The organism is Amycolatopsis sp. EV170708-02-1, assembly GCF_022479115.1.
In the GTDB taxonomy this organism is placed as follows: domain Bacteria; phylum Actinomycetota; class Actinomycetes; order Mycobacteriales; family Pseudonocardiaceae; genus Amycolatopsis.
In genome coordinates, this window is sequence record NZ_CP092497.1 from 2,709,559 (window position 1) to 2,729,826 (window position 20,268).

Consider the following 20,268-nt stretch of genomic DNA (forward strand, 5'->3'; position numbering starts at 1 on the left):
CGACTTCGGCCGAGTAGGACAGGGCGTGACTGCGCCCGGACTGGCGATGAGTTTGCGCGCCTGAAATTCCGATGTCAATCGTTGTCGATAACGTTTTACATGGCTAGTCTGACCGTATGCAGCCCAGTTCGAGGGTCACGATCCGTGACGTCGCGGCCCGCGCCGGCGTCTCCGTGGCCACGGTGTCCAAAGTGATCAACGACCGCTACGGCGTCGCCGCCGCGACCCTGGCCAAGGTCCGCGCGGTGATCGACGAACTCGGTTACGAGGCGAGCCTGGTCGCCCAGAGCCTCCGCAACCACAAGACGAACGTGATCGGGATCCTGGTCGCCGACCTCGAACCGTTCTCCACCGAACTGCTCAAGGGCGCCGCCGACGCCATCCGCGGCACCGGCTACGAACTCGTCGTCTACTCCGCCGGCGGCCGCGTCGGAGATCCATCGGGCTGGGAGAAGCGCTATCTGTCAAGGCTTTCCGGCACGCTGGTCGACGGCGCGGTGCTGGTCACGCCGGTGGCTTCGCTGGAAGCCGTCCCCGGGACGCCGGTGGTCGCGGTCGACCCGCACACCGGCCCTTCGACGGTGCCCACCATCGATTCCGACAACCTGCGCGGCGCCCAGCTGGCGACCGAGCATCTGCTGGAACTCGGCCACCGCCGGATCGGTTTCCTCGCCGGACGGCCGGATCTCGAATCGGCCGAACTGCGCAAGACCGGGTACCTGCGGGCGCTCACCGCGGCCGGGGTCCCGATCGACGAGGACCTGATCCGGCTCGGCGCCTACGATCCGGAGATCTCCGCCCGGTCCGCCCGCGAACTGCTGACCGGCGCGGACCGCCCGACGGCGGTGTTCGCCGCCAACGACATCTCGGCGATCGCGACCGTCGGGGCCGCCGGGGAACTCGGCCTGTCCGTGCCGGACGACCTGTCGGTGGTCGGCTTCGACAACGTCCCCGAGTCCGCGCTCTGCTCCCCGCCACTGACCACAGTGGACCAGCCCATCCGCGAGATGGGCCACCGTGCCATCACCCTCCTGATCTCGCTGATCAGCGGGGAACCCGAGAAGGAAACCCACATCACGCTGTCCACGGGTCTCGTGGTGCGCCGCTCGACGCGTGCCCTCGAAGCCACGACGAAGGGCGGACGACCTTGACCACCCAGCCCAGCGAGCCGCCCCGGCCATGGCACGACACCGCCGCGGATCCCGCCGAGCGCGTCCGCGCTCTGATGGACCGGATGACCTTGCGGGAGAAGATCGCCCAGCTCTACGGCGTCTGGGTCGGTATCGACTCCGGCGGCGAGATGGCCCCGCACCAGCACGACTTCGCCGACGCGGCACTGGACTGGGACGAACTGGTACGTCACGGGATCGGCCAGCTGACCAGGGTGTACGGCACCCGGCCCGTCGATCCGGTGGTCGGCGCGCACAGCCTGGCCCGCTCCCAGCGGGAGATCGTCGCCAACGGGCGGTTCGGCATTCCGGCGCTGGTGCACGAGGAGACGCTCACCGGCCTCGCCGCCTGGCAGGCGACGGTGTATCCCTCCCCGCTGTGCTGGGGAGCGAGCTTCGACCCGGATCTCGTGTACCGCATGGGCGCGCGCATCGGCGGCACCATGCGGCGGCTGGGTGTCCATCAAGGACTCGCGCCCGTGCTGGACGTCGCACGCGACCTGCGCTGGGGCCGCGTCGAGGAGACCATCGGCGAGGATCCCCATCTGGTCGGCACGATCGGCAGCGCCTACGTCGCGGGTCTGGAGTCGGCCGGGGTGATCGCGACGCTCAAGCATTTCGCCGGCTACTCGGCCTCGCGCGCCGGCCGCAACCTCGCCCCGGTGTCGGTCGGGCCCAGGGAACTGGCCGACGTCCTGCTGCCGCCGTTCGAGATGGCGTTGCGCGCGGGCGCCCGTTCGGTGATGAACGCCTACATCGACAACGACGGCGTCCCCGCCGCCGCGGACGAAGCGCTGCTGACGGATCTGCTGCGCGGTACCTACGGCTTCTCCGGGACCGTGGTCGCGGACTACTTTTCCGTGGCGTTCCTGCACAAACTCCACGGTGTCGCGGCCGATCGCGGCGACGCCGCCGGGCAGGCGCTCGCCGCTGGGATCGACGTGGAACTGCCCACTGTGGACTGTTACGGCGAGCCGTTGCTCGCGGCGGTGGAGGAGGGCGCGGTCGGCACCGCCGTCGTCGACCGCGCCCTCGAACGCGTGCTGCGGCAGAAGTGCGAACTCGGGCTGCTCGACGAAGACTGGGTGCCGGAGGTGCCCGACGAGATCGACCTCGACGACCCGGAATCCCGCGCGCTGGCGAGGGAAATCGCCGAACGTTCGATCGTGCTGCTGCATAACGACGGCGTGCTTCCCCTCGCTTCGACTCACAAGGTCGCCGTCGTCGGGCCGCGGGCGGACGAACCCGGCGCGATGCTCGGCTGCTACTCGTTCCCGATGCACGTCGGCGTGCACCATCCGGAGGTGCCGTTCGGGGTTTCGGTTCCGACAGTGCTCGAAGCGCTCGGTGAATACCACGAAGTCACCCATGCTCTCGGCTGCCCGGTGCTCGGCGGCGAGGACACGGACATCGCGGAGGCCGTCACCGCCGCGAAGGACGCGGACGTCTGCGTCGCCGTGCTCGGTGACCGCGCGGGGCTGTTCGGCGGCGGCACGTCGGGCGAGGGCTGCGACGCGCCGGACCTGAAACTGCCGGGGCGGCAGGAAGAACTTCTCGAAGCCTTGCTCGGGACCGGGACGCCGGTGGTACTGGTGCTCCTGTCCGGACGGCCGTACGAGCTTTCGCGACAGGCCGATCGGCTCGCGGCGATCGTCTGTGGCTTCTACCCCGGTGAAGAGGGAGCGGTGGCGCTCGCCGGTGTCCTCAGTGGACGGATCAACCCCTCCGGCAGGCTCCCGGTCGGGTTCCCCGGAGAGAAGGCGTCACAGCCGTCGACCTATCTCACCGCTCCGCTCGGGCAGCGCAGCGAGGTCAGCACGGTCGACCCGACACCGCTGTTCCCGTTCGGGCACGGGCTTTCCTACGGCGCCGTCAGCTGGGACGACGTCACCGTGGTGGACCCTTCGTGGCGGACCGACGGCCGCTGCCGGATCCGGGTGACGCTGAGCAACACCGGCGACCGCACCACGACGGAAGTCGTCCAGATCTATCTGCACGATCCGGTGGCCGAGGTCGCGAGGCCGGTCCAGCAGCTGATCGCGGCGAAACGAGTCGAACTCGCTCCCGGCTCGACCGAGGTGGTCGAGATCGGGCTGCACGCCGATCTGACCTCCTACACCGGACGAGCGGGCACGCGGCTCGTCGAGCCCGGCGACGTCGAACTGCGGGTCGGCACCTCCAGCTCGCGGATCGTCGCGACGCTGGCCTGCACGTTGACCGGGCCGCGCCGCGAGGTCGGCTTCGATCGGGTGCTGACTCCGGACTTCGGTTGAGGGTACGGAGAAGCTGGTGCGCCGCGGCGGCGTTCCGGCACTCGACTCGCCACCACGACGCCACCAGCAAGACGCGAAGGGGCCCATCACCGCATCAGACGCAGCGAAAGCACCCTTCAGCCCAGCTGACGCGCCTTACCCCTCACTGGAACGATCATTGCCCGAGCACCGCGCAACTGGTCGCGTTCAGCACGAAGGCGCTCGGCGACGGATTGCCGCCCGTCCACGAACCGGTGAAACCGATCGTGACCGAGCCGCCCGCCGGGATGCGGGCGTTGTACGAAGCGTCGGCCGCGACGACGTCCGCGCCCGTTTGTGACGGCACCGCGTGCCACATGTTCGTGACCCGCTGCCCCGCCGGGAAGGTCCACCGGATCCGCCAGCCGTCGATCGCGGTGGCCTGCCGGTTGGTCACCGTCACCTCGGCCTGGAAGCCGTCCTGCCACTGGCCGGTCACGCGGTAGCCGACGGCGCATCCGCCGGGGTCGGGGCCGGTGCCGCCGTACACGGTCGCCTCGCGGGAGGTCGCCTTGATTCCGTCGGCGCCGTTGAAGATCCGTTCGCCCCAGGCGGTGAGCCGCGCCGGGTCGAAGCCGGTCACCATGTCCAGGTACTCGACGCCGCCGCCGTTTCCGCTCCAGCTCCAGCCCAGATAGCCGATGCCTTGCGCCCGCGTGGTCGCCAGGATGGTGTCCTCGTCGGGGTTTCCGTCGGAGTGGTCGTGCCCGAACTCGCCCACCACGATCGGCAGGCCCGCGGCGCGGAAGCGGCCGAGGTAGTCGTCGATCTCGGCGGCCGTGTCGAAGACGCCGTACATGTGGATGGAGAACACCGTGTTGCGGTCCGGATCCGACTCGAACACCGCGGCGGCGTTGTCGCGCATCGTGAACGTCCAGTCCTGGCCCCAGTTCGGGGCGTCCACCATGAGCGTGTGGCCGAAGCCCGCCGCGCGCAGACGCTGAACGGCGGCCGAGGTGTCCGACGCCCAGGTCTGGTAGCCGCTGTTGCCGTACGGCTCGTTGCCGATGTTGACGATCACGTACTTCTCTTGCCCGGCGAGCGCGCTCCGCACCGAAAGCCAATAGTCCACGGCCTGCGCGAGGGTCGCCGCGCCGGACTGTTCGCCGTGGCCGGTGGTGTCGTGCACTTCCAGGACGCAGATCAGCCGGTTCTGTTTGCACGACGACACCACGGCGGCGACGTCCGCAGTGTCGTTCTTCGCCCACCGCTGGCCGGATGCGAGCACCACCCGCACCGTGTTGGCGCCCAAGGCCTTGATATCCGCCAAAGCTCCGGTCCTTTGTGGATACCAGGTGTGGGCGTGGTTGACACCGCGCATCACGAACTCGGCGCCGTTCGACTCGTACAGTCTGCCGCCGGACACGTGGAACCCGGCCGGAGCCGCGGCGGCGGATACCGGCGGGCATACGACTGCTATCAGCGCGGCCACGACGGCCAGCGTTCTTCTCATCGCCGTCCTCCTCGTTCACGGGGGCCAGGTCCCGCCGGGGGCGGCCGGCGGGACCTGGGGCAGGGGCTCAGCCGAACAGTTGCACGTGCAGCGAGAACGCGGTCGCGATCTCCGCCTGCGCCCAGAACCGGTGGTAGGTGAACGTCGGTGCCGCTCCACCGTCCAGATAGGACTGCACCTTCGGCCACTGCGGGTCGTCCCGGTAGAACGACCGGATGGACAGGAAGTCCGCGCCCGCGGCGATGGGATCGCCACTGGGCATCTTCCCGGTCCAGCCTGGCGGCACGTACACGCCTTCGCCGGTGGACGAATCGTATTCGTCGTCGAACCGGTTGTAGTCCGTGCGCGTTTCCGGGACCGCGATGCCGATCGAGTCGGTGTGCGCGAGCATCGCGTCGAGGAGACCTTCGCCGACCGTCCGCGCCTGCGCGTTCCCGGACCGGGCGGCGTAGTTCAGCAGGATCTTCGAGTACGACGCCGCGACGCCGACGTCCTGGCTGTGGTTCAGCACCCGGACCCGCAGATTCGCGTTGCTCCCCGGCGCGGCCGGGTTCCACGTGTCGGGTTTGCCGGTCCAGTCCAGGTCGGACGGGATCCGGAATTCCCCGCCGGAGCCGACCGTCGTGTTCGCGATGGCCCACGGCACCCACTTGTCGAGGATGCGTTTCGCCCGCTCGTCCCCGGTCAGCTGGTACAGCGCGGCGACCCGCTCCAGGCCCCACGCCTGGAACCCGAACCACCGGTTGGACGGCGGGTCGTGCCAGACGGGCTGATGGTCGTAGTACATCCCGTAGAACGTCGGCGAACCGGCGGGCGGGGTGGCGTACTGGCCGTCCCAGCTGTTCGTCGCGCCGCCGGCGATGCCGCCGTCGGCGGATTGCAGCCACTGCAGGAATTCCAGCTGCCGGTCCAGGCTTTCCGCCCAGTCCTTCGCGCCGGTCGCCGAGAGCGGCTTGAGCGCCGGGTCGTTGGCGAGCGCGTGCGCGGCGAGCGGGTTCTGGTAGCCCTGGTGCGCCGCGCCGTCACCGATGCGCCACGCCCAGCCCGCGGACGTGTCGGTGGCGCCACCCCACGCGTAGTACCACGACATGAGGTAGTGCGAGCTGTTCTTGCCGCTGCCGGCCGGGCACGTGCCGGGGCCGACGCAGTCGCCGATCTTCTTGAAGTACTTGTCGAACATGGCGTACCGCAGATAGTCGCCCATCTTCGACGCCTTCTTCACCACGTCGGCCACCTGGGCGCCCTTGCCCTGCGCGGTCGCCCACTGGTTGGCGAGGTGCGCCACCTGGACGGCGCGCGCGTCGGCGTCGGGCGCGTTGGTGTACTTCCACTGCTTGGCGTAGCTCGCGTCCTTGGTGAACAGGTCGAGGTACCCGTTCGGCCCGCCGTGCGCGAACGTGTCGCAGGAAGGCTGCGGGATGGTCTCCCACACCGATTCGCTGGACCCGCGCTGATAGGTGTTGATGTACGCGGGCGCGGTGGTGCCGTCGCCGCACCGGCCGAAACCGTACGTGTTGTCGACGTCCAGCAGCCAGTGCATGCCGTAGACGTCCGAGGTGCCGTAGGCCTGGCGCAGTTCTCCGGCGATCGGGTCGGACCCGACGGGGACGCCGCCGTCCAGAACCGCCGGATACCGGTCCATCCTCGGGTGCTCCGGCGCGTAGGTCGCCGGGTCGGCGGCGTTGTACTTGTCGTTGGTCGGCTGGTCGGCGTGCGCGGGGATGATGAACTTCTCCATCGACGCCCACGCCTGGTTGAACGGCGCCCAGTCACCCTCCAGCTGTCCGTACGCGGCTTCCAGCCACAGGTAGTAGCTGAACGCCTCGGAAGTGGTCTGGTGCCCGTGGTCCGGCGCCTCGACCAGCAGCGTCTCCACCGAGTGGTACGGCACGAGCAGGCCGTCGAAATTCCGGAAGTAGCCGCTGTCCGCGTCCTTGATCTTGTGGTACTGCTCAAGGAAGGCGGCCCGGTAGTCCGAGGCGGAGGCGTCGATCTCCGCCACGTCGAGGGTGGCCGCGGTGAGGCCGGGCCCGGTGATCGAGAACGCGGCGGTGGCGAGCGCGCCGCCGTTGGGCGAAGAAGCGATCGTCACGGTTTTCGCCGTGTTCCACGTGGTCTGGTCGAACGTGAGCGTCGCGGGCGTGGCCGTGAGGTCGGCGCTGCCCGCCGTGCGTGCCACGTCCAGCGTGACCGGGCCCGTCGGCCGGGTCGCGAGTTTCACGTCCACTCCCGCCGAGCCGCCCTGTTTGACGCGGACCGTCGAGGGGGTGGCGACCACCGTCGGTGCGGCCAGCACCCGCACCGCGACCGGCGCGGAAACCGTTGCCGCGCCGAGGTTGTCGATGGCCCGCGCGGTGACCGAATACTCGCCTGCCGTCGCGCCGGTCCAGGTGTACTCGAACGGTGCGGTGGTATCGGAGCCGAGCCGGGTGGTGCCCGCGTAGAACTCCACCGAGGACACCGAACCGTCGCTGTCGGCGGCCGACGCCGCCAGCTCGATCGGTGACGACACGGCGAACGCCGCGTTGTTCTCCGGCTTCGTGAGCCGCACCGCCGGAGCCGTGTTCGGGCCGGCGCAGCTGACGCCGTTGACCTTGAAATCGGCAGGCACCCGGTTCGCGGTGCCGGTCTTCGCCGCGTTGAAGCCGAATTGGACGGACGCGCCGGGGCCGATGCCGCGCTGCCAGTCCGCGCCGCGGACGCTCACCGCACCACCGGACTGCGTGTACGTACCGTTCCACAGCTGGGTGATCCGCTGGCCGTCGGCGAAGCTCCAGGTCAGGTTCCAGTCGGGGATGGCGTCGCCGCCCTCGTTGCGGATCGAGACCGTCGCGCCGAAGCCGTTGTCCCATTCGCTGCTGATCTTGTACGTCGTCGTACAGGAAACCGCGGCCGCCGTGGCCGTCGGCGCGACACCGGTGACGACCGCGGCCGCGAGGGCGACGGTGGCGGCCAGCGCCGTGACGGGACGTGCTCTGGTGGAGCGCGCCAGTGGTCGTGATCTCACAGGTCCTCCTCGTCCGAGCGGATTTCCGGCAACCTCAAAGAGGTGGAACCGGCCCAGGGCCACGTGGGCAGGCAATGGCCCTGAGCCGGGGTAGCGGGAGCGGATGAGTCTGAGAGCGCTCTCATGAGCGTAGCGGCGGACCGTCCGATTTGTAAGGGCGTCTTTCGGCGAAGTGTTGTGATCCGGCCGTTTTCGGAGTAGAGCAGAAAAGCATGAGGCGACTCGCCACCACATTGTTGATCTCCGCCGGAATACTCGCCGGCTGTTCCGCGCCCGCGCCGACGGCCACCACCGGCGCCGAGGCGCTCGGCCCTAGACTGACCACAATGGACGGTCTCGTCGAATGGATCGACGAGACCGCGGGGAATTGCGCCGAGGTCTCCCGCCGGGACGTCGGAGAGCTGCGCACGTTCGTCGGGCCGGATATCGCCGCGCGCTTTCAGCCGCATGTGGCCGAATGGGCCACCTGCCGGGTGTCACCGGAATTCCCGGTCGTCGGTCTCCTTCTCTTCGACGGCGACGAGCAGCGAAGATTTCAGGAATCCTGGCATAAGGCGATGGTGGCGGGCGAGATCGCCGACGGGCCGACCTTCGCCTTCGGCAACGGTTTCGCGGTCTCCGCGGGGTTTCTCGGGGTGAGCAAGCTGGGGCTGTACTACTTCCGGTGCGGAGCCGTCGATCCCCGGGTGCGTCAGGTGCCTTCGGACGTGGCGGGGTGCGTGTTCGCCAACCCGGAGCACGGACATGGGCACCACTGAAACCGCCGTCGGGTGCTCGCGAGCGGTGGGGGCTGAAGGACGCTTTCCCCGCATGCGATGCGGGGAAAGCGCCCTTCGCCGCGTGAGACGCGGGGAAGGTCCCCTTCAGCCACCGGTGCTACGGGCTCGCGCAGGTCAGCTCCGGCGCGGCGATACTCCCCGTCGCGTTGGCGCTCAACCCGAACGAGCGGGTGGTGCCCGCCGGTAATGACCCGTTCCAGCCCGCGTTGCCCACGGTGGCCCGCGCGCCGTCCAGGGTGAGGGTGCCGTTCCAGACGCTGCTGATCGTCTGCCCCGCCGGAACGGTCCAGCCGACCCGCCAGCCGGACAGCGTCGTCGTGCCCGGGTTGGTGACGGTCACTTCCGCCTGATAGCCGCCGTTCCAGCTGCCGGTCGTCGTCCATTTCGCCGTGCACGCGCCGTTGGGCGGTTCTCCGGGATCGGGGGGATCGTCGACGACGCCGACCCCGGTGACCTCGCCGTTGCCGCCGTCGAACACGACGTCGGAGCAGCCGTAGAACGTCTCGGTGCTGTCGGATCGCTTCCAGACCGAGTAGACGACATGCTTGCCCGACTTGGCTGCCGGGAAGCTGCCGGTCCATTTGTACTGGCCGTCCACGCTGCCGACGTTGCCGCTCACCTGCGGGTGATCGACCGTGAGGAAGGGCTGTTCTTCGAGGTCGTCCCAGCGCAATGGCCGGCTCGGGTCGTATCCGTCCTTGGTCACGTACAGGAAGAACCAGCCGGGGTGGGCGGCCCACGCGTTGTAGGAGAAACCGAACGACGCGCCCGCCGTCAAATGGGTCACCGGCCAGTTCCCCGCGCGGTCGTAACCCGCGAAGTTCGGATTCCCGCCCGAGCAGAGCTGCCCGTCCGGGATGAACCCCTCGGTGCGGCCCGCGCCGTCCGAACGGAGTACGGAGAACCAGTTGTAGAGCGAGTTCTCCCCGCTTTGTGCGACGGCCGCCTTGCACGCCGAGTTCTTTCCGACGATGTTGCCCTGCGGTGTCAATCCGTCCTGCCAGCAGAAGAACGTTCTGCTACCCGGTTTCATCAGGGCGCCGTGTGCCGACGCCGATGGAGCGTTCAGTGTCGCGGTCACGAGGCAGGCCGCCATCGTGGTGACGACGGCCAGTATCGCGGTCATTGCCTTTCTGCGTCTCATCGCGCCTTCTTTCCGACAAAAGGACTGGGAGCGCTCCCAGTGTCGGCACCTTAGCGCGGGCCCGGCGCCGGGGGAACAGGGCCGAACGAGTGAGAATGGTCCGGTATCGGCGATTTCGCGTAACGGTCTTCCCTGCCGGGCGGTGCCGGGTTAAATTGTGGGAGCGCTCCCAAAATTCGGCCTTCCGAAAGGATCACGACGTGGTGATCGACAAGTGGCGTGTACTGCTTCCCGCTGTGCTCATCGCGGCCGTCGTCGTTCCGGGGGCGTCTTCCTCGGCGGCGGAGGGGGCGGCCGAGTACGAGCGGATCGTGAACGGCGACTTCTCGGCGGGTGGCGCCGACCCTTGGTGGACCGGGGCGAACACCCGAGGCTCGGTGACGGACGGGGAGTATTGCGTCGACGTCACCGGCGGCACGGCCAACGGGTACGACGCCTTGTCCGGCCAGAACGGCGTGCCGTACGAGGCGGGCCAGTCCTACACGCTGAAATTCGACGCGCGGGCGACCGTCGCGCAACCGCTTTCCGCGGTCGCGGGAGAAGCCGTCGATCCGTACCGGCAGATCGCGCGGACCGACGTGACCGTCACGCCCGTCAAGCAGACCTTCACGCTTAGATTTGTGTCCACATTGGACTTTCCGGCTGCGGGCAACGGCCAGTTCGCGTTCTGGTTCGGCGGTCATTCGTTCGGCAACACCGTCTGCGTCGACAACGTTTCGCTCGTCGGTGGCGTGCTGCCGCCACCGGGCGTGGAACCCGCCGGGCCGCTGCGGGTGAACCAGGTCGGTTACGTGCCCGGCCTGCCCAAGCAGGCGACCCTCGCGACCGGCTCGGCCACCCCGATGACCTGGACGCTGCGGGACGGCGCGGGGGCGTCCGTCGCCACCGGCCAGACCACTCCGAAGGGCCACGACGCGGCGTCGGACGAGAACGTCCACACCATCGACTTCTCGTCCTATGACCGGCAAGGCAGCGGCTACACGCTGAGCGTCGGCGGCGACGTGAGCCGCCCGTTCGACATCTCCCCGACGGTCATGAACCGGCTGCGGTCCGACTCGCTCGCGTTCTTCTACCACCAGCGCAGCGGCACACCGATCGAAGCGCGCTACGTGGGGGAGGAATACGCGCGGCCCGCCGGACATGTGAACGTGGCGCCGAACCGGGGCGACGACGACGTACCCTGCCGGGCGGACCTCGAGTGCGGATACACCCTCGACGTGCGCGGCGGCTGGTACGACGCCGGCGACCACGGCAAGTACGTGGTGAACGGCGGCATCGCCGCGTGGCAGTTGCAGAACGCCTACGAGCGGGCGGCGCTGTTCGGCGACAAGGCGGCGCTCGGCGACGGCACCCTCGCCGTTCCCGAGCGGTCGAACGGCGTTCCGGACGTGCTCGACGAGGCGCGGTGGGAACTCGAATTCCTGCTGAGCATGCAGGTTCCCGACGGACGGCCGCTGTCCGGGATGGCCCACCACAAGATCCACGACGAGCAGTGGACCGGCCTGCCCACCTTGCCGCATCAGGACGCGCAGCCGCGCAGGCTGTCCGCGCCGAGCACCGCGGCGACCCTGAACCTCGCGGCGGTGGCGGCACAGGCGTCGCGACTGTGGGCTCCCTACGACGCCGCGTTCGCGGCCCGCGCGCTGTCCGCCGGCGAGAAGGCCTACGCGGCGGCGAAGGCGCACCCCGGCATGATCGCCGACCCGGACGACGGCGTCGGCGGTGGCTCGTACAGCGATCCCACGGTGACCGACGAGTTCTACTGGGCGGCCGCCGAACTGTACGTGACCACCGGGCGGTATCGCGCGGACGTGACGGATTCCCCGCTGTTCGGCGGAAAGAGCTTCAACGCGCGCGGCTTCGACTGGGGTGCCACGGGCGCGCTCGGTGACGTCTCCCTGGTGCTGGCACCGCGCGAGGTGTCCACAGAGGACATCAGGTCCGCGATCGTCACGACCGCGGACGCGCACCTCGCGACCATGGCGTCCGCCGGGCACCCGGCGCCGTACCGGACCGGCGACGGCGGGTACGAGTGGGGATCGAACGGCTTGGTCGCCAACAACGGCATGCTGCTGGGCCTCGCCCACGACCTGACCCGCGCGGTGAAGTACCGGAACGGCGCCTTCGCCGCGATGGACTACCTGCTGGGCCGTAACCCGGTCGACTTCTCCTATGTCTCCGGTTGGGGCGACCGGCCGGTGCGCAACGTGCACCACCGGCACTGGGCGAACCAGAAGGACCCGTCGCTGCCGACCGCGCCGCCCGGTGCGCTGTCCGGCGGGCCCAACAGCGCGTTGCAGGACCCGGTCGCGCAGCGGCTGCTGCCCGGCTGCGCGCCTCAGCGGTGCTGGGCCGACCACATCGAGGCGTACTCGCTCAATGAGGTGACGGTGAACTGGAACTCGGCGTTCGCGTGGCTGTCGAACTGGGTGGCGGAACACTCGGCCGCGACGACGGCGGCGGGCTGCCAGGTGACGTACACGGCGTCGACCTGGCAGACCGGGCTGTCCGCGGCGCTCACCGTGAAGAACACCGGCACGACCGCGTGGGACGGCTGGGCGTTGACCTTCGCCTTCGGTGGTGACGAGCGGATCACGCACGGCTGGAGCGCCGCGTGGAGCCAGACGGGCGCGGCGGTCCGGGCAGGCAACGCGTCGTGGAACGCCGTGGTCGCGCCCGGCGCGTCGGTGTCCATCGGCTTCAACGCGGACAACACCGGTACCCATCGCTCGCCGTCGGAGTTCAGCGTCGACGGCGAACGGTGCGCTCCCGCCTGAGTTTCCCGACGATTCCCCGGAGGTAGGAATGGCGCTCAAGACATGGACCGCGGTGATCGCCGCGCTCGCGGTGGTCCCTTCGACCGCGGGGACGGCGCAGGCCGCGCCGGCCGGGTTCTACGTCGACCCGCAGACCAACGCCGCCCGCTGGGTCGCCGCGAATCCGGGCGACGGCCGGGCCGCGGTGATCCGCGACCGGATCGCGACGGTGGCGCAGGCGCGCTGGTTCACCACGACGAACACCGGCACGGTGCGAGGGCAGGTCGACGCCTTCGTCGGCGCCGCGGCCGCCGCGAACCAGATCCCGATCATGGTGGTCTACAACATCCCGAACCGCGACTGCGGTGGCGCCAGCTCCGGCGGCGCGCCGTCGCACGCCGCTTACCGCGCCTGGGTGGACGAGGTGGCGGCCGGTCTCGGCGGGCGGCCGGCGTCCATCGTGCTCGAACCGGACGTCCTGCCCCTGATGACCAATTGCCAGAACGCCGGGCAGCAGGCCGAGACCAGTGCGTCCATGGCGTACGCGGGCAAGCGGCTGAAGGCCGGGTCGGCGGCGGCCAAGGTGTACTTCGACATCGGGCATTCCGCGTGGCTGTCGCCGGGTGAAGCCGCCGCGCGGCTGCGGGCGGCCCAGATCTCCGCCGCCGCGGACGGCATCTCCACCAACGTTTCCAACTACCGGAGGACCGCGGACGAAGTGGCCTTCGCGGGAGCGGTGCTCGCCGGGATCGGAGACGGCAGGCTGCGCGCGGTCGTGGACACGAGCCGCAACGGCAACGGACCCGCGGGTGGCGAGTGGTGCGATCCGCCGGGCCGCCGGATCGGGACGGCCAGCACCACGAACACCGGGGACGGGCGGATCGACGCGTTCCTGTGGGTGAAGCCGCCCGGCGAGGCCGACGGCTGTATCGCGTCGGCAGGCCAGTTCGTCCCGCAACGCGCCTACGAACTCGCGACTTCCTGACTCAGGCGCGCCTCCCGGGGCGGGGCCGGGTGGTGGGGTGAGGGCTCCCTTCGCCGCGTCTAATGCGGTGAAGGGAGCCTTCGGTGCTCGGCACAGGGCGGATCAGGCCTTCAAGACGGCGGTCTCGGCCGCTTCCCGCGCCGGGCGGATCCGGCTCAGCTGCACGAGGCTGAAACCGAACAGCAGGACACCGAGCGGGACGTGGACCGCCGTCACGTGCGCGATCCCGAGGAACACCTGCAGCAGCGTGAGGCCGAGGAACACGGCCGCGGGCAGGATCGGTCTGGCGGAGCCGCCGCCCGGCCGCCACACGAGGACCGCCGTCAGCACGTGCAGCATCGAGACGACGAACAGCGTGTAAGCCGTGGCGCTGTGCAGGGTGTGGCCACTCGGCATGGTCAGCAGCAGACCGGCGGAGATCGGGGTGAGGAAGACGGCCAGGGTCTGCACGGCGATCGCGACGCGCAACGGGGTCGGCATAGGAACTCCTTCGAGTGGACGTGTCACCACGTGGACGAGGGAGCCATCGAAAACGTGACAGGGCTGTCGGTGGACACGTCGCCCGGGGTACAGCCGCGGTTCCAGCCGTCGGCGACGACCAGCCGCTTCTCGGAGTCCTTGTGGTTGATCACGCGGGCGGGTAGCCGGGGACCAGTCCCGCCGGGACCGTGTGATCATCCGCTCGGCGACGGAGAAACGGAGCGTGTGATGGTTCGTGCTGCTCTGCTCCCCGCGGTCCTCGTGCTCGGCGCCGGACTCGTGACGGGATGCGGGTCGCCTGAGCCCGCGCCGCCACCGGAGCTGCCGTGCCCGGTCACTCCGCAGGCGGTGGAGGTCACCGGACCGGGGCAGCGGGACACGGTCGTGAGCCGCGACGCGGCGGATTACCGAGGGCCCGGCCCGCATCCCGTGCTGGTCGTGAGGGTCGGCGGGCGGAAGGTGGCCGGTGGCCTGTCCTTCGGCCTGGCGAAAGAGGGCGACATCCGCGACTTCCCGAAGGCCTGGAGCCCGCCGTCGATCGCGGTCGCTTCGCCAGGGGTGCGGCTGGTCGCCTGCCGGTACCTCGTCGAACGAGGGACGACGAGAATCGACGAAACCTGCCGGTACACCGGCGGCTATCTGCAGCAGTTCCGGACGGCCCGGTGGGCGTTCCGCGTCTGGGAGGCGAAGACCGGGCGCTTCGTCGGCGGGTTCGATCTCGTGGGGAAGCGGGCCGATTGCCCGCCGTCGGTCCGGGAACAACCGTCGAAGGATCTCGAACCCGGCACCGCCCGGCCGGAGGATCGCGAGGTGATCGACGGCCTCCGTCCCTTCGTCGAGAAAACCGTTCCCTGAGCCGGAAATCAGCGAACGCCGACGGCGAGCAGTTCCTCGGGCGTTTCGAGCCGCGGGCACGTGAACGTCGACGTGTCGCTCTCACGCCAGATGACGTGCACGGGAAGGGCGAACCAGCCGCCGAAGGAGTTGCCGAGCACGGTCACGGCGTCTTTCGAGTCCTCGGCGGCCGCTCGGCTCGGTCAGTTGGGCAAATTGCCGGCCGCCGTCCTCGGTCCCGATCCGGCGGCGTGGCGACGGCCTACGGATCTGTAGACGCTGTACGCGATCACCGATCCGAACGTGAGTATCGGGTAATCGAACGCGAAGCCGAATTCGACGACGGGAATGAGGAACACCGCCACATAGATCAGCAGTGACGGTTCCGGATCCTTGCGGCCCTTCGCTTTCTTGGCCTTCAATTCGGCCGCGTAGCGAGCGGTCTTCCCCCAAGGTTTGACCACCGAGACCCAGAGCATGAAGGCCGTGGCGCACGCCATTCCGCACGTGCCGACCAGGATCGGGATCCTCGGCTCTTCGGCACCGGCTCGCAACGCCTCGATGACCGCCGGCAGCAGCCTGCTCACCACGGTGCTGGCGATGACCAGCGCGGCCACCGTGATGACGAACTTGACCATCACCCAGCGATGCTTGAAGAAACCCCATGACGTCAGCGCGGACAACATCATCCCGGTGTACGCGGCGATGATGGCCGCCGGGTCGAGAATCGTGTTCTCGAGGAATTCGGCGAGTTCGAATGTCGTCAGGCGGGCGGGACTGGCGGAGGCCCAACCGTGCAGCAGCAGGGCCAACTGTGCCAGCTGCATCGTGCACCACGCCACGGCGGCCAGTACATGGAGCCACAACAGCAGTTGTCTGGCGTGTTTCGTCCGGGAATTCGTCTTCATGGGAAATGAGCGTGCTCGAACCGGTCCGGGCGAGCATCGGGGCATCTCCCGAGACATCGGGTGCGGCGCCCTTAGGGGAAATCGCTGCCCGTCGCCGAGGCCTTCCGCGCAATTCCGAAGCGGTTTCACAAAAGCCGGGGAACACGAGGTAAACCGGAGTAATCCGCATCCGATTCGGATGGTCCCTCGGTTTTTGCGGACCGCGCGCCCGTTTTCGTCACGCCGACCGGCTCGGTGAAAACCCTGAACATGTCCTCTGGCTCGGCCCGACGAGGTCGGCGACAGGCGAGCCCTTGGACTTGACATGCAGCCACGCGGCTGCCTAGCCTGCAAAGGCAGCCAAGAGGCTGCATATCAGGGAGAGCGGCATGGACGAGGTCTTCAAGGCATTGGCGGACCCCAGCCGTCGCCGGTTGCTCGACGACCTGAACGCCCGCAACGGGCAGACCCTGCGTGAGCTGTGTGCGGGGCTGGACATGGCGCGGCAGTCGGTCAGCAAGCATCTGGGCGTCCTGGAGGCGGCCAATCTGGTGACCACGGTGCGCCGTGGCCGCGAGAAGTTGCACTACGTGAACGCGGAGCCGATCAACGCGATCGCCGAGCGCTGGATCGACCGCTACCACCAGGGCCGCGTCGACGCGCTCGCCGACCTCAAGAAGGCATTGGAGCAGGAACCCATGAGCACCGACGAATTCGTGTACACCAGCTACATCAGGACGACACCGGAGCGGCTTTGGCGGGCGCTCACCGATCCGGTCTTCACCAAGCAGTACTGGGGATGTGAGTTCACTTCGGACTGGAAGCCCGGGTCCACGATGGCCTGGGAGCAGCTCGGCGTGAAGCTGGAGGACCCCGAGCAGGTCATCCTGGAGGCCGACCCGTACCGGCGGCTGTCCTACACCTGGCACACCTTCACGCCGGAGTTCGCCAAGTCGGTCGGCCTCGACGACGACGTTTCGGCGAAGCTCCAGGCGGAATCGCGGTCGAAGGTCACCTTCGATCTCGAACCCGTCGGCGACACGGTGAAACTGACCGTGGTGCACGACGGTTTCGACCCGGGCAGCACCGCGTTGGAGATGGTCAAGGGCGGCTGGCCGTCGATCCTGTCGAGCCTCAAGACGCTGCTCGAGACCGGTGAGCCGCTGCCCGAACCCGCGTAACCCGGTCGACGTCGCCGGGGTGATCGGGCACGATGCGCAGCGTGCCCCTGGAGATCGCCTGCGACGAGTCCGGGTCCGAGGGCGGGAAACTGATCGGCGGGGAGACCGACGTGTTCGCGCACGCGGGGTCAGGCTGAGCCTCGAAGAGGCCGCCGCCTGCCTGGCCGAACTGCGGCGAAGGATCCGTTCGCCGGCGGTCGAGTACAAGGCGAACCATCTGCTCCGCACGAAGCACCGGCGGGTCCTCGAATGGTTCCTCGGGCCGCTCGGCCCGGTCCACGGACGGGCGCACGTGTACCTCGTGGACAAGAAACGGCTGCTGGCGAACGAGCTCCGCGCGCTCGCCGGCCCGGGGATCCGGCCGGACGACGAACTCCTCGCCGCGTTCAACGACGTGCTGCGGACCAGGAATCGCCGGGATCCGGCGGCGGGGTCGTTCTTCGCGATGGCCGGGGACACCGCGGAATTGAGGGCGAAGGTCGCCGAGGCACGCGACGCCAAGGCCCTCGATCCGCTGGTGCCCGCGATCCTCCGTGCCATCGAGTACTGGAGCGCGGGCGGGGAGCCGGTCTTCCTCGTCCACGACGAGCAACCGTCGCTCAAAGGCGACCGGCTTGCCCGGATCGAGTCGAGCCCGGGATTGGCCGGGGTGAAGTTCGTGGATTCACGGACCGATCCGCGGGTGCAGGTCGCCGATTTCCTGGTCGGTGTCGCCCGCCGGATAGCCGAGGACGCCTTGAACGGGAACGGTGACGAGATATTGACCGGATTGCTCGCGCCCTATGTCGATTCCGCGTCCCTCTGGGACTGATTCACTCCATGGCACGCCGAATCGCTCGGCTGGACGGTTGCCCGGCGCGGCGGCGGGCTGGAAACGTCGGAACGGATCCGACACCGGCCCGGGAGGCAGTCGCAGATGCAGGCTTTCACCTTGCCCGAGTTCTACGTGCCGCATCCGGCCAGGATGAATCCGCACCTCGAAGCGGCGCGGGCGCACAGTATGGCCTGGGCCAGGGAAATGGGGATGCTCGATTCGCCGTCGCCGTCCGGTGACGTCGTCTGGACCGAGCAGGCGCTGGCGAAAATGGATTACGCGCTGCTCTGCGCGCACACCCATCCGGACTGTGACGGGCCGTCCCTCGATCTGGTCACGGACTGGTACGTGTGGGTGTTCTTCTTCGACGATGATTTCCTCGCGCAATTCAAGTACACCCGGGACACCGCGGGCGCGAAGGCGTATTTGGACCGGTTGGAACTGTTCATGACCGGGCCGGGGGAAACGTCACCGGAACCGGGGAATCCCGCCGAAGCCGGGCTTGAGAATCTTTGGGCGCGCACCATTCCCTCGATGTCGGAGGCCTGGCGGCGGCGGTTCGTCACCAGTACGCACAACCTGATGGTCGAATCGCTCTGGGAACTCGACAACATCGACCGCGGCCGGATCGCGAACCCCATCGAATACGTCCAGATGCGTCGCCGTGTCGGCGGCGCGCCATGGTCGGCGAACCTCATCGAGTACGCCGTCGGCGCCGAAGTGCCGGACAGGATCGCGGCGACCAGGCCGATGGAGGTGCTGCGTGACACGTTCGCCGACGCCGTCCACCTTCGCAACGATCTCTTTTCCTACCAACGCGAAGTGCGCGAAGAGGGGGAGAATTCCAACGCCGTCCTGGTCTTCGAGAAGTTCCTCGATCGCCCGACTCAGGAGGCCGCCGATCTCACCAACGACCTGCTGACCTCGCGGTTGCAGCAGTTCGAGAACACCGCGCTCGTCGAGCTACCCGCGCTGCTGGCCGAACGAGACGTCTCGCTGTCCGAGCAGATCGCGGTCGGCCTCTACGTCAAGGGCCTGCAAGACTGGCAGTCCGGCGGACACGAATGGCACGTGCGGTCGAGCCGGTACATGAACGAGGGCGCGGCTTCCGGCGCCCAAGGGACGGGCCTCGTCCAGCGGGTGCGGCAGCAGGCGCCACCGCCGTTCGCGAAGGTCGGACGGCTGCCCCTGCCGGAATTCCGCATGCCGTACCCCGTGCGCACCAGCCCCCACCTCGCCGCCGCCCGCGCATACGCGCCCGGCTGGGCGCGCGAGATGGGGATGTTCGGCGAGGGGGTCTGGGACGAGCGCCGGTATCGCGGCATCGACCTCGCGCATTGCGCCGCGATGATCGACGCGGACGCGGACTTCGAACGGCTGAAGCTGTCGACCGACTGGCTCACCTGGGGCACCTACGGCGATGACTATTTCCCGCTGGTCTTCGGCACGAAACGGGACCCGATCGCCGCGAAACTGTGCAGTGACCGGCTTTCCCTGTTCATGCCGCTCGACGGCGAGCCGGCGCCGAAACCGTCGAACCCGATCGAGCGAGGCCTCGCGAACCTCTGGGACCGCACCGCCGGGCCGCTGACCGCGCACGGGCGGGCGGGGTTCCGGCGGGCGGTCGAGGTCATGACCGCGAGCTGGGTGTGGGAGGTGGGGAACCAGGCGCAGAACCGGGTCCCCGACCCGGTCGACTACGTGGAGATGCGGCGGCGGACGTTCGGCTCCGACCTGACGAAGAGCCTCGCGCTCCTCGAACTCGGCGACGTCGTGCCGCCGGAACTCTTCCAGAACCGCGCGCTGTCCGAACTCGACACCGCGGCGCAGGACTACGCGGCGTTCGCCAACGACCTTTTCTCGTATCAGAAGGAAATCGAGTACGAGGGCGAGGTGCACAACCTCGTGTACGTCGTCGAACGGTTCCTGGAGGTGGACCGGATCGAGGCCCGCGACATCGCCGCCCGGCTGATGAACGCGCGGCTGGACCAGTTCGAGCAGCTCGCCGGCGAGGGCCTGCCGCGGATGTGCGACGACCTCGGGCTCGGCGACGACGTCCGCGCGGCGCTGACCGGATACGCGGACCACCTCAAGGACTGGATGGCCGGGATCCTGGAATGGCACCGGAAGTGCGTGCGGTACCTGCCGGAGGAGCTGGAGCGCGCCCGCACCCCCGAGCCGCCGTCGTTCTCGCTCGTGCCGAGCGGGATCGGCATGTCGGCCTGGCGGATCGGGAGCGGGGCGCGCTAACGCGACCGGGGTGGGTAGTCCCCGTGGCCGGCCGGGCATGTCGCGAAAGCCACTTTCGGGACGTCAGATGTCTCGAAAGTGGCTTTCGGGACGTCGGCGGCGGCTCGCTGGCCTGGGGAGCGTGTTGCGAAAGCCACCTTCGCAACGTCTGGTGTCCTGAGTGGCTCGTGAGTTCCGATGCGACGAATGGAGCTCGCCGCGGCACGGTCGAGTATGGAGGATCGAGGACGTTGAGCGT

The 20,268-nt window shown here is 69.0% G+C and carries 15 protein-coding genes; 9 read left to right on the forward strand and 6 right to left on the reverse strand.

Annotation, left to right across the window (positions count from 1 at the left end; genetic code table 11):
* Window positions 1–116 precede the first annotated feature (116 nt).
* Complete coding sequence (locus MJQ72_RS12440) at window positions 117–1,151, forward strand: LacI family DNA-binding transcriptional regulator (RefSeq protein WP_240599339.1); 1,035 nt, start codon at window positions 117–119, stop codon at window positions 1,149–1,151.
* 74 nt (window positions 1,152–1,225) lie between these two features.
* Window positions 1,226–3,442, forward strand: coding sequence for a glycoside hydrolase family 3 N-terminal domain-containing protein (locus tag MJQ72_RS12445; protein ID WP_396426986.1), 2,217 nt, complete (start codon window positions 1,226–1,228; stop codon window positions 3,440–3,442).
* Between the two features lie 154 nt (window positions 3,443–3,596).
* Here MJQ72_RS12445 and MJQ72_RS12450 read toward each other — a convergent pair whose 3' ends face one another.
* Window positions 3,597–4,913, reverse strand: a complete 1,317-nt coding sequence (locus tag MJQ72_RS12450) for a cellulase family glycosylhydrolase (RefSeq protein ID WP_240599341.1) — start codon at window positions 4,911–4,913, stop codon at window positions 3,597–3,599.
* Window positions 4,914–4,980: 67 nt separating this feature from the next.
* The gene (locus MJQ72_RS12455) at window positions 4,981–7,920 is read right to left on the reverse strand and encodes a glycoside hydrolase family 48 protein (RefSeq protein ID WP_240599342.1); all 2,940 of its coding nucleotides are present in this window, start codon (window positions 7,918–7,920) and stop codon (window positions 4,981–4,983) included.
* A gap of 212 nt (window positions 7,921–8,132) precedes the next feature.
* On the opposite strand from MJQ72_RS12455, the gene MJQ72_RS12460 reads away from it, so the two are divergent.
* Entirely contained in the window at window positions 8,133–8,678 is a 546-nt protein-coding gene (locus MJQ72_RS12460; RefSeq protein WP_240599343.1) for a hypothetical protein, read from the forward strand.
* Window positions 8,679–8,796: 118 nt separating this feature from the next.
* Here MJQ72_RS12460 and MJQ72_RS12465 read toward each other — a convergent pair whose 3' ends face one another.
* Window positions 8,797–9,843: a lytic polysaccharide monooxygenase gene (locus MJQ72_RS12465; RefSeq protein ID WP_240599344.1), complete on the reverse strand. Its 1,047-nt coding sequence runs from the start codon at window positions 9,841–9,843 to the stop codon at window positions 8,797–8,799.
* Between the two features lie 200 nt (window positions 9,844–10,043).
* On the opposite strand from MJQ72_RS12465, the gene MJQ72_RS12470 reads away from it, so the two are divergent.
* Window positions 10,044–12,620, forward strand: a complete 2,577-nt coding sequence (locus MJQ72_RS12470; RefSeq protein ID WP_240599345.1) for a glycoside hydrolase family 9 protein — start codon at window positions 10,044–10,046, stop codon at window positions 12,618–12,620.
* Between the two features lie 28 nt (window positions 12,621–12,648).
* Window positions 12,649–13,584 carry a glycoside hydrolase family 6 protein gene (locus MJQ72_RS12475; protein WP_240599346.1) on the forward strand — a complete coding sequence of 312 codons (936 nt, stop codon included), beginning with the start codon at window positions 12,649–12,651 and terminating at the stop codon, window positions 13,582–13,584.
* A 102-nt stretch (window positions 13,585–13,686) separates the two neighbouring features.
* On the opposite strand, the gene MJQ72_RS12480 is transcribed toward MJQ72_RS12475, so the two are convergent.
* Window positions 13,687–14,064, reverse strand: a complete 378-nt coding sequence (locus MJQ72_RS12480) for a hypothetical protein (protein ID WP_240599347.1) — start codon at window positions 14,062–14,064, stop codon at window positions 13,687–13,689.
* A gap of 228 nt (window positions 14,065–14,292) precedes the next feature.
* Between MJQ72_RS12480 and MJQ72_RS12485 the strand changes: the two genes are divergently transcribed.
* Window positions 14,293–14,919, forward strand: a complete 627-nt coding sequence (locus MJQ72_RS12485; RefSeq protein ID WP_240599348.1) for a hypothetical protein — start codon at window positions 14,293–14,295, stop codon at window positions 14,917–14,919.
* An 8-nt stretch (window positions 14,920–14,927) separates the two neighbouring features.
* On the opposite strand, the gene MJQ72_RS12490 is transcribed toward MJQ72_RS12485, so the two are convergent.
* Together MJQ72_RS12490 and MJQ72_RS12495 are read right to left on the reverse strand one after the other, a co-directional pair.
* Window positions 14,928–15,065, reverse strand: a complete 138-nt coding sequence (locus MJQ72_RS12490; RefSeq protein WP_240599349.1) for a hypothetical protein — start codon at window positions 15,063–15,065, stop codon at window positions 14,928–14,930.
* A 36-nt stretch (window positions 15,066–15,101) separates the two neighbouring features.
* Window positions 15,102–15,806 (reverse strand): hypothetical protein, encoded by a 705-nt coding sequence (locus MJQ72_RS12495; protein WP_240599350.1) that lies wholly within the window; start codon window positions 15,804–15,806, stop codon window positions 15,102–15,104.
* Between the two features lie 368 nt (window positions 15,807–16,174).
* On the opposite strand from MJQ72_RS12495, the gene MJQ72_RS12500 reads away from it, so the two are divergent.
* The 3 genes from MJQ72_RS12500 to MJQ72_RS12510 all read left to right on the forward strand — a co-directional run bounded on the left by MJQ72_RS12500 (window position 16,175) and on the right by MJQ72_RS12510 (window position 20,030).
* Window positions 16,175–16,966, forward strand: a complete 792-nt coding sequence (locus MJQ72_RS12500; RefSeq protein WP_240599351.1) for a metalloregulator ArsR/SmtB family transcription factor — start codon at window positions 16,175–16,177, stop codon at window positions 16,964–16,966.
* A complete protein-coding gene (locus MJQ72_RS12505) occupies window positions 16,941–17,777 on the forward strand; it encodes an NAD-dependent protein deacetylase of SIR2 family (protein ID WP_240599352.1) in 837 nt (278 codons plus the stop codon). Before MJQ72_RS12500 ends, MJQ72_RS12505 begins: the two co-directional genes overlap by 26 nt.
* A 105-nt stretch (window positions 17,778–17,882) precedes the next feature.
* Window positions 17,883–20,030, forward strand: coding sequence for a terpene synthase family protein (locus MJQ72_RS12510; RefSeq protein WP_240599353.1), 2,148 nt, complete (start codon window positions 17,883–17,885; stop codon window positions 20,028–20,030).
* The last annotated feature ends 238 nt before the right edge of the window (window positions 20,031–20,268 follow it).

Excerpts from the sequence above, each read along its gene's own strand:
- MJQ72_RS12440 (WP_240599339.1), top strand. The coding sequence starts at position 117 with ATGCAGCCCAGTTCGAGGGTCACGATCCGTGACGTCGCGGCCCGCGCC.
- MJQ72_RS12445 (WP_396426986.1), top strand. The coding sequence starts at position 1,226 with ATGGACCGGATGACCTTGCGGGAGAAGATCGCCCAGCTCTACGGCGTC.
- MJQ72_RS12450 (WP_240599341.1), bottom strand. The coding sequence starts at position 4,913 with ATGAGAAGAACGCTGGCCGTCGTGGCCGCGCTGATAGCAGTCGTATGC.
- MJQ72_RS12460 (WP_240599343.1), top strand. The coding sequence starts at position 8,133 with ATGAGGCGACTCGCCACCACATTGTTGATCTCCGCCGGAATACTCGCC.
- MJQ72_RS12465 (WP_240599344.1), bottom strand. The coding sequence starts at position 9,843 with ATGAGACGCAGAAAGGCAATGACCGCGATACTGGCCGTCGTCACCACG.
- MJQ72_RS12475 (WP_240599346.1), top strand. The coding sequence starts at position 12,649 with ATGGCGCTCAAGACATGGACCGCGGTGATCGCCGCGCTCGCGGTGGTC.
- MJQ72_RS12480 (WP_240599347.1), bottom strand. The coding sequence starts at position 14,064 with ATGCCGACCCCGTTGCGCGTCGCGATCGCCGTGCAGACCCTGGCCGTC.
- MJQ72_RS12485 (WP_240599348.1), top strand. The coding sequence starts at position 14,293 with ATGGTTCGTGCTGCTCTGCTCCCCGCGGTCCTCGTGCTCGGCGCCGGA.
- MJQ72_RS12495 (WP_240599350.1), bottom strand. The coding sequence starts at position 15,806 with ATGAAGACGAATTCCCGGACGAAACACGCCAGACAACTGCTGTTGTGG.
- MJQ72_RS12500 (WP_240599351.1), top strand. The coding sequence starts at position 16,175 with ATGGACGAGGTCTTCAAGGCATTGGCGGACCCCAGCCGTCGCCGGTTG.
- MJQ72_RS12510 (WP_240599353.1), top strand. The coding sequence starts at position 17,883 with ATGCAGGCTTTCACCTTGCCCGAGTTCTACGTGCCGCATCCGGCCAGG.